The organism is Moorena sp., from assembly GCF_982860115.1.
Map to the genome: position 1 here is coordinate 1 of NZ_CEYLVT010000294.1, position 8037 is coordinate 8037.

Consider the following 8037-nt stretch of genomic DNA (forward strand, 5'->3'; position numbering starts at 1 on the left):
AAATCCTACAAACTTTACATACCAAGCATTTCAGGCTGTTTCGTCGCCCCCCCAGAAAATATCCACAATCTTTTACGGTTTTTCCAAGCACAGGACGATCTAAATTTGCACCCTGACACAGCTTTACGTAGCATTCTTGAATTTACCGCTATTGCTAAAAACTTAGATCGAGTTTCTCAAGACAATAATCAAGTTCCAATTATCACAGTTCATCAATCCAAAGGTTTAGAGTTTGACAGTATTTTCATAGCCGGTGCTGTTCAATATGAATTCCCTAGTTATTTTAGTATTCGCGATAATAATCTTGAAGAAGAAAGGCGGTTGTTTTATGTGGCTATGACTAGGGCAAAACAGAGGTTATTTATATCAGCTTATTCCCAAGATGCCAGCGGTTTTTCCAAAAAACAAATTAGTCACTTTATTAATCAAATCCCAAAGGAGTGCATTCGCAGTAAAGATTGCTCTTAGATCTGAACAACCACAACGATTACAGAAAAACTATCTATTGATTTTGGGACAGTTTGAACCTAAAGCTGTTGAACAGTTCCAGGTTAATAGAAATGATCCTATGCTCGTTAGTGCTAAAAATCTTGCTCTTGAAGGTAATCCATCTGCCATATTTGATTTACCAGAGCCTAAAATCATTCGACAAAAGTACTACAGTGGACAAGCACCAAATGATAGTGATCAAGAAGTGTATTAAGGAACTGTAGCCTAGACAGGTAGAGAAAACTAGCAAAAGTCATACTCTATCATCAGTTTACCATCTTCTCCTTGCACCGTATCTCTAGCAAACATGGCTAGAAACTTCAGCTTTCTGGGCAAACTCTAACCCCCTAGCCAAACACTAAGCTAAAATAGCAGGTAAACCCTTGTCAATCATCCCAGCACAGGTACTTTGATAGTCGTACTCCACGATAGTCGTACTCCACTAGCGGCAAGATTACCTAGTTTGTGTCACTATCATAGATAACATAAGTAGGATTAGCTGATCTGTGGTGGGCTTCTGCCACCGAAGCTACATTAAAAATGCCCTTGAGGGAAGCATTTAGAATCTGGCTACTCCGTTGACGAAGCATTATCGATCCGTCTGGTTACAGAGCAGCATTAATTTGCGTATATGTAAGGTTAGGAACTTTTTTCATAGAACTAACGTTCGGACAATAATGCCTTATAGAGCGCAAGCTTCTCAACTTCAATAAAAATTCAAAACTTTAATACTAAGAATCTGACCTATGCAAATTACCATCGACCTACCTCCAGATCTCGAACAAGACCTCATTCGCCAAGCAGTTCAATCAAATGTCCCAATCCAAACCCTCGTTCTGCAAGGGTTACGCCAGCTAATCCAAACGGCACCTAGCTCTATTTCCCAGTGGTCTGATGTCGTCTTGTCTTATGAAGGAATTCCTGATTTCCCGGCTTTCGAGTCCTATCGTGATCAACTTCTGCCACCTCGTGAACCGGAATTATTCTGATGCGATACCTTCTCGATACTTGTGTGATCAGCGACTTGATTAAAGGTGAAGCTGGTTTACAGACCGAAAACTGGCGGCAGCTATAAACATGCTGGAGTGGAAGGATAGGAGTTTTTGATCGAGTTTCAGTGAGATATTCCCCAAGTAGCGGAGAGTTTGGCTGCATTGCAAGTTGGTTTACTGGCGCATCATCTTTTTGCTACTAGGATGCTGTGCGATGAAGCGAAGCTTCCGCTAAAAGCGATCGCATTCTCCCAACACTGACCAAGCCCATTGGCATAGCATAGTACGTCTATAACTGCCTGCATTGTAATATTTATTTACTAAAAATGATTATTATTAACAATAAAAATAATCATTATCACCATATACTGTTCCCTGGGAGGTTCAGCCAACTAAGTGTGAACCTCTGATAACTATTTTGTTCATTAGGGATATTCAGAAAAGCCTATGTCACTGAACATTACTCCAGAGCTGTTGAAGCAGGCACAAGAGGGTGAGGTTAATCAAGAAGCTTTTATTGACAGCATTAGGCAATCGTTACCTTATGCCTTTGGAATTGTGGAAGACCTGGCCAAGCGCTTGGCACAGGGTGAAGCGGAATGGGTAGAGCATTCGGTACCACCACCAACTGAACAAGATCGAGCCCAGCTATTGCGGATGATCGGTGGGGATGCGATTCGTGGTGCAGTCGAACGTTATTTCGGCATCAAGTTAGCCTTTCAAAACTGCCACAAAACCGCTATATTTCGTCCAGAAGCTTTAGAATCACCTGCTTATCAGGACTTTATTTCTATTCGCAGTCAAATTCTGAACCAGACACCAGAACTGATCGATTGTTAAAACTTAGCCAGAGGCTCTAGTTACTAGAGCCTAGGCGTGAAAATAGACATCATTAGATACTAACCTCGCAAGTAACAGAACCTTCCGGCAGCTCAAGGGGGGCAGGTTCAAGGTAGAGCTCAATAGCCTCACGCATATTTTCTATTGCTTCTACTTTCGTTTCACCACAGGAAGTACAACCAGGAAGTTCGGGGCACCAAGCTGCCCAGTCTCCGTTATCTAGATCAGGCTCAACAATTACTCTCCATTTCATCAGACTTCTCTCTAAACTCAGTATTAAAATACTAATATGATCTAAAGGATCAGCGATCAGCAAATAAGCTGAATGCTTAATACTGATCGCAGAAAGATTAAAAAATCTAATCGAATAGAAGGTTAAATAATCTAATTGGTAATTCAATCAGGGAGAAAATACCGCTAGCAGGTCTGGAAATCCTTTCGACATTGTCCGCAGTTTTTGCTGCACCATCCCGTTTAACAATAATCACATCATTAGGCTGTAAGGTGGGATTGGTTTCCTCGTTAACTGGAGCCGTAAAATCGATTTGAATGTCTCTTTTTTCAACTGTGCCATTGCGATTCAGGCGAACTAATTCCACAGAACCCTTTTCAGCACGAACATCATCAAATCCCCCAGCCGCAAGCAAGGCTTCATTCAGAGGAGCATTGGGCTTGACTTCGATATTACCAGGTCGTTGAACTTGACCAACCACATTGACCGCGATGGCAGCAGCAGAAAGGTTGGAATCTGCTAATGCCAATGCTACCTCTGGAGCAATTTCGTCAGCTTTGGTAACAATAATTGTATCTCCCTCCTTTAAGAGGATATCCTGAGAGAGGTCACCCTGTCGCAACAATTGCCAAAAATCCAAGGCAATTTCTTGTTGTGTACCCCCTTGGGTCAAACGTCGCACTTTAACCTGGCGAACATTAGCGTCTTGGGTAATGCCTCCAGCGATCGCGATCGCTTGGGTTACAGTTGGTGGTGCATTGGTGCTACGGATATCAGCACTACCGATATTAATGTTGTTATTACCCAGAGTTTCTCCCTTGACCACATAAGCTCCTGGATTAACCACTTGCCCCACCACAGCCACTTGAATAGGACGGCTGGCATTAGCGGCAAAACTGGCATTGGATAATTGACGAGTTTCCTCTGGGTTGATAGCAGTAGTAGTTCGGAGCAAGATTTCATCCCCATCCCGCAAGGTCACATCCTGCCTAATATCACTTCTATTAATCAATTGCTGGAGATTGATATAATAAGTATTGCGCTCTCCAGAGCTTTCACGACGCCGGAGTTCTACTTGCTTAACGTCTGCTGTTAGGGTAGCTCCCCCAGCCAAATTAATTGCTTGAGTCAGGGAGGGAAATTGCTGTCCTTCATTCAGACCCATGGTGTAGGCTCCAGGGCGACTTACTTCCCCAGCTACTGAAATTTTTAAAGGACGGGCTTTGACCAGACCCAAAGAAACGACTGGGCGTTTGATGTAAACAGAGAAGGCACTAGTAACGAGTTCGCTCGCTTGATCAAGGGTTTTGCCTCTTACAAATACACTACCAATCAAGGGTAAGTTAAGGGAACCGTTCACCAGTACTTGATACTGACCACTGTATTCATCAACATCAAAGATATTCATGGTCAGAACATCTCCAGCATCAAGGGTATAAGGTCTATCTGGTGGTAAAGAGTTCCGCACAGGTGGTGTGGCGGCTGATACGGTGTTACCCTGATTCACCTCAACGAAGTCAGCAATGGATGGTGGAGCTGGTACCTCCCTCGGGGATGTTTGAGCTGGTACCTCGATCGGGGATGGTGAAGCTGGTACTTTGATTGAAGGAATTTGAGCTAGGGTAGGTATAGGTAGGCTAATAGCGGAAAGCACCAGTAAGCTGACACCCACAACTGGTCTAGTCAATCGTGGTTGTAGACTACTGTGATTCTTAGCAATTTCGCTTAATATATCAAGGGGTCTGGTTTTCCCTGGGTTAACTGTATTGATCATAAACATATTGACTCTTGCTAGATAAAGACACAATAAATTGTTCAGAAAATCCGGAATATGTTGTCACTCAAGCCACGTCACGACTGTGTTTAGGGTTGTTTAGGGTTCATTAACGCTTATCTTGGCCTGTCATTTGTAATTGGTAATTCGTTATTAGTTGTAGAGGGACATTCTTAAAAAGCCGTTATCGGTTTGTTCTACTTAGAGGATACTCGTAGCTGGAAAGTTCCCCATCTGACCAACTGCTGCTATAAGGAATTAGTCATAGTTAATTATTAATACCCACATAATAGCACTGACGCCAATCTGTTCCTCTTTGTCAACTCTAAGTCAGCCGGTTATACTTGACTAGTAGCTTGCCATTCATCAAGGCAGAAGGGGGTCTTATTTTTTTTTTGTGACGATTTAAAATAGAAATAAAGTTATTTAATAATACAATAGACATCGTTGCCGTTGTCGGAAACAGGTAAAAGGGAATAGTAATTGGCGAAAACCGTATTCTCAACAAAACACTTTTTAAATAAGAGTTATCATCAAAGATAATTCTAAGTTATACTCTAAGTTATGGTTCGATTTACCTAGGATTGATTTAATCAGCTTCATCCTATCTATATTTAGAGCTTGCATCGGGTTTAAAGCTTGCAGATATTAACGTTAATTTTTCAGTCACGTTCTACTTATTTATACTATCCATAAATAAATTATAATTAGCAATACCTTAACGACAATCTAGGATGCTTAACTGAATTAAAAAACTGTCGTTGAAGGCTATAAATTGGCATTATTATTCTTTATTCATTGTACACATCGATTCATGATATCTAACATGGATAGTTAATCCTATCATGACATGAATCGTTTATTTCCTGAGAAAAGTTAATGAAAAAGGCACTGGTTTGTGGAGTATCTGGTCAGGATGGAGCCTATTTAGCGAAATTGCTCTTAGACAAAGGCTATACTGTGTGTGGCACGTCACGGGATGCTCAAATGTCCTCCTTTAGGAACTTGGTGTATTTGGGTATCCGAGACCAAATTAAGTTGGAATCAATGACACTCACGGATTTTCGTAGTGTATTGCAAGTGCTGACAAAATTCCAACCCTATGAAGTCTATAACTTGGCTGGGCAAAGTTCAGTGGGGTTGTCTTTTGGACAACCGGTAGAAACCCTAGAAAGCATAGCGACTGGCACGATTAATTTACTAGAGGCAATTCGCTTTACTGGTGCTCCTATTAAACTCTATAACGCTGGTTCTAGTGAGTGCTTTGGGGATACTGGAGACAAAGCCGCTGATGAACAGACTCCCTTTCGTCCCAGAAGTCCCTATGGTGTTGCTAAAGCAGCAGCGTTTTGGGAAGTAGCTAATTACCGTGAAGCCTATGGGTTATTTGCCTGCTCTGGTATTTTATTTAATCATGAGTCTCCCCTACGACCAGAACGATTTGTGACCCAAAAAATTGTTAGTGCTGCTTGTCGGATTGCTAACGGTAGTAAAGAAAAGCTTCGTTTGGGCAATATGGCAATTAAGCGTGACTGGGGTTGGGCTCCTGAATATGTTGAAGGAATGTATTTAATGCTACAGCAAGACCAGCCAGATGATTATGTAATTGCAACAGGGGAGAGTTATAAATTAGAAGATTTCGTGGCAACGGCGTTTGCTACAGTTGACTTGGACTGGCAAGACCATGTGGTGACCGATAGCAAATTATTCCGACCAACTGATTTGGCTTTAGGGAAATCTAACCCAGCTAAGGCAAGGGATAAGTTAGGCTGGCAAGCCCAATACAAAATGCCGGATGTGGTGCGAATGATGGTGGAAGCTCGGTTGGAGAGTTTGTCTAAGTAAAGGCTTGCATCGTTGGATGCAAAGGGTAATGGGTAAAGGGTAAAGGGGAAAAAGGGACTGGGGACTGAGACGGTGATATAACTGGTGCTGCTGATATAACTCTGTCCCCATCACCCCATCACCCCATCACCCCATCACCCCATCACCCCATCAGCAGCCTAAAATCCTCGTAGGGAAAAGGAGGTATTTTGGGCTACCTGTAGGGATTGGACTAGTTGACCTAAAGAATACTTCAAATGGGAGCCAGCATCTACTGCTACCCAGCCTTGGGGAGTGGCATGCCGCCATTCAAAGTGTAGGTGGGGACCAGTAGAATTACCGGTGCTGCCAACGCGCCCAATTACAGTTCCTTTTTGTACCCATTCCCCAGGTTGGACGAAGATTTCTGATAGGTGAGCGTAGCGGCTTTCTTGGGTACCTTCCTCATGGCGCACCATAACGGTCAAACCGTAGCCACCTAAGAAGTCAGCTGTGACTACTTCACCATCAGCGGCAGCAACAACTGGAGTACCTAGGGGTGCTGCTATATCTGTACCAGCGTGGAAACGGCGATTACCGGAAATCGGATGAATCCGCCAGCCGAATAGGGAGCTAATGGCAGAAGGAATGGTTACGGGGAACACAAAGCTGGATTGCCTGAAATTGGCCAATCCTGAGGGTCGTTGGGTGAGATTGTAATAGGCTAAGGCTGTAGGAAGTTTACGAACAGACCGATTCCGCCGAGCAACGCTAATCCCACGAGGGACCCATTTAGCTGGACGACTCTTGACAGGTTTGACTCGATTAAATCTGGCCGGTTGAACTGAATTAAATCTGACTGGTCGAACGGGATTATATCTAGCAGTTTGAGTACCAATTACTCGTGGTCTGGGTAATTGAGTTACTCTACCGTTCCTTCTACTTCCAGAGATAGCAATTGGTTGACGCCTCGGGGCAACACCACAATTCCCCCTGAGTTGGCCATTTCTGGCTACGGTGCGACAACCCCTTGACCGTTCAGTTAAAACAACTGCCGAGGGGGGAGTGTACCGTTTAGTGGCACCAACATTGTAGTTTGTGCGGTCAATATAGCTATTTTTAGCAGCCGCTTTTGGAACGTTAGCCTGTAATGCTACTGGATTGAGCTTGACTTTTGGTGGCTTGGCTACAGTGGCTTTAGCTGGTACAGAGAATTGGGTTCTACGCTGTACTGGTTTGACTGCGATCGCTTTTGTGGGAACAGATTTCCTAGCTGGTGGAGCAATTGGTTTCCTGACCTGGATGGGCACCGAAGGAGCTACTGATTTCCGGGCAACTTTTGGTGCTGGTGGGGCAATGGGTTTAGTGACCTTGGTTGCTGCTACTGGCTTTGAAGTAGCTTTGGCTGGGGCTGGTTTTGCCACTGGCACAGCTGGCACCGGAAAGGAGGTTGGGGGTGTAGGTTTAGGCAAAGCAGCAATAAGAGTTGGATCAAATCCTGCTTCCGTTATAGATTTGGTAGTCGTGTTTACTGATACAGCTTCTATGGGTGACTGAGTTTTTGCCACAACCATACCGCTGCTGAGGACACCAATACTACTCATCACACTCAGTCCATGGATGAGTTTTGGACATCGGTAGAAAATGCTATACAGGGTGCTACCAGGGGAGTTTTCTTTGGTCATTTACGACTCACTAAATAATTACTACACAGTTATACTCGCTCGCCTCAGCCATCAGCCATAATTCCAGCGTTGCGTCAGTCTTGGAATGAATAGGAGTAGAGTGGGCATCCTGCCCGCCCGGAAACTGTAACAGGCAAGATGCCTGTTCCACCAAGATGCCCATTCCACAGGTGCGACCCAAGGGCGCGAGGGATTGCTCGCGCCCTTGGAGGCGCGCACCTA

The 8037-nt window shown here is 43.9% G+C and carries 10 protein-coding genes; 5 read left to right on the forward strand and 5 right to left on the reverse strand.

Features of this window, described 5'->3' with window-relative positions; genetic code table 11:
• Nucleotides 1-468 (forward strand): 3'-5' exonuclease (locus tag AC4II3_RS29500; protein ID WP_488011429.1); only part of this gene is annotated, 468 nt, incomplete at its 5' end.
• Nucleotides 469-511: 43 nt separating this feature from the next.
• Nucleotides 512-703 carry a hypothetical protein gene (locus AC4II3_RS29505; protein WP_488011431.1) on the forward strand — a complete coding sequence of 64 codons (192 nt, stop codon included), beginning with the start codon at nt 512-514 and terminating at the stop codon, nt 701-703.
• A gap of 244 nt (nt 704-947) precedes the next feature.
• Here AC4II3_RS29505 and AC4II3_RS29510 read toward each other — a convergent pair whose 3' ends face one another.
• On the reverse strand, nt 948-1079 hold the full coding sequence (locus AC4II3_RS29510) for a hypothetical protein (protein WP_488011433.1): 132 nt from the start codon (nt 1077-1079) through the stop codon (nt 948-950).
• A gap of 156 nt (nt 1080-1235) precedes the next feature.
• On the opposite strand from AC4II3_RS29510, the gene AC4II3_RS29515 reads away from it, so the two are divergent.
• Nucleotides 1236-1478 carry a hypothetical protein gene (locus AC4II3_RS29515; RefSeq protein WP_488011435.1) on the forward strand — a complete coding sequence of 81 codons (243 nt, stop codon included), beginning with the start codon at nt 1236-1238 and terminating at the stop codon, nt 1476-1478.
• 450 nt (nt 1479-1928) lie between these two features.
• Complete coding sequence (locus AC4II3_RS29520; protein WP_293064513.1) at nt 1929-2321, forward strand: SCO5389 family protein; 393 nt, start codon at nt 1929-1931, stop codon at nt 2319-2321.
• Nucleotides 2322-2373: 52 nt separating this feature from the next.
• Here the strand turns inward: AC4II3_RS29520 and AC4II3_RS29525 are convergent, their stop codons facing one another.
• Nucleotides 2374-2574: a type II toxin-antitoxin system HicB family antitoxin gene (locus AC4II3_RS29525; protein WP_488011437.1), complete on the reverse strand. Its 201-nt coding sequence runs from the start codon at nt 2572-2574 to the stop codon at nt 2374-2376.
• 106 nt (nt 2575-2680) lie between these two features.
• Nucleotides 2681-4327: an SLBB domain-containing protein gene (locus tag AC4II3_RS29530; protein WP_488011439.1), complete on the reverse strand. Its 1647-nt coding sequence runs from the start codon at nt 4325-4327 to the stop codon at nt 2681-2683.
• 879 nt (nt 4328-5206) lie between these two features.
• On the opposite strand from AC4II3_RS29530, the gene AC4II3_RS29535 reads away from it, so the two are divergent.
• Nucleotides 5207-6172 carry a GDP-mannose 4,6-dehydratase gene (locus AC4II3_RS29535; protein ID WP_488011441.1) on the forward strand — a complete coding sequence of 322 codons (966 nt, stop codon included), beginning with the start codon at nt 5207-5209 and terminating at the stop codon, nt 6170-6172.
• 158 nt (nt 6173-6330) lie between these two features.
• On the opposite strand, the gene AC4II3_RS29540 is transcribed toward AC4II3_RS29535, so the two are convergent.
• Nucleotides 6331-7815: a M23 family metallopeptidase gene (locus AC4II3_RS29540; RefSeq protein ID WP_488011443.1), complete on the reverse strand. Its 1485-nt coding sequence runs from the start codon at nt 7813-7815 to the stop codon at nt 6331-6333.
• Nucleotides 7816-7825: 10 nt separating this feature from the next.
• A partial coding sequence (locus AC4II3_RS29545) for a hypothetical protein (RefSeq protein ID WP_490722985.1) occupies nt 7826-8037 on the reverse strand: 212 nt, incomplete at its 5' end.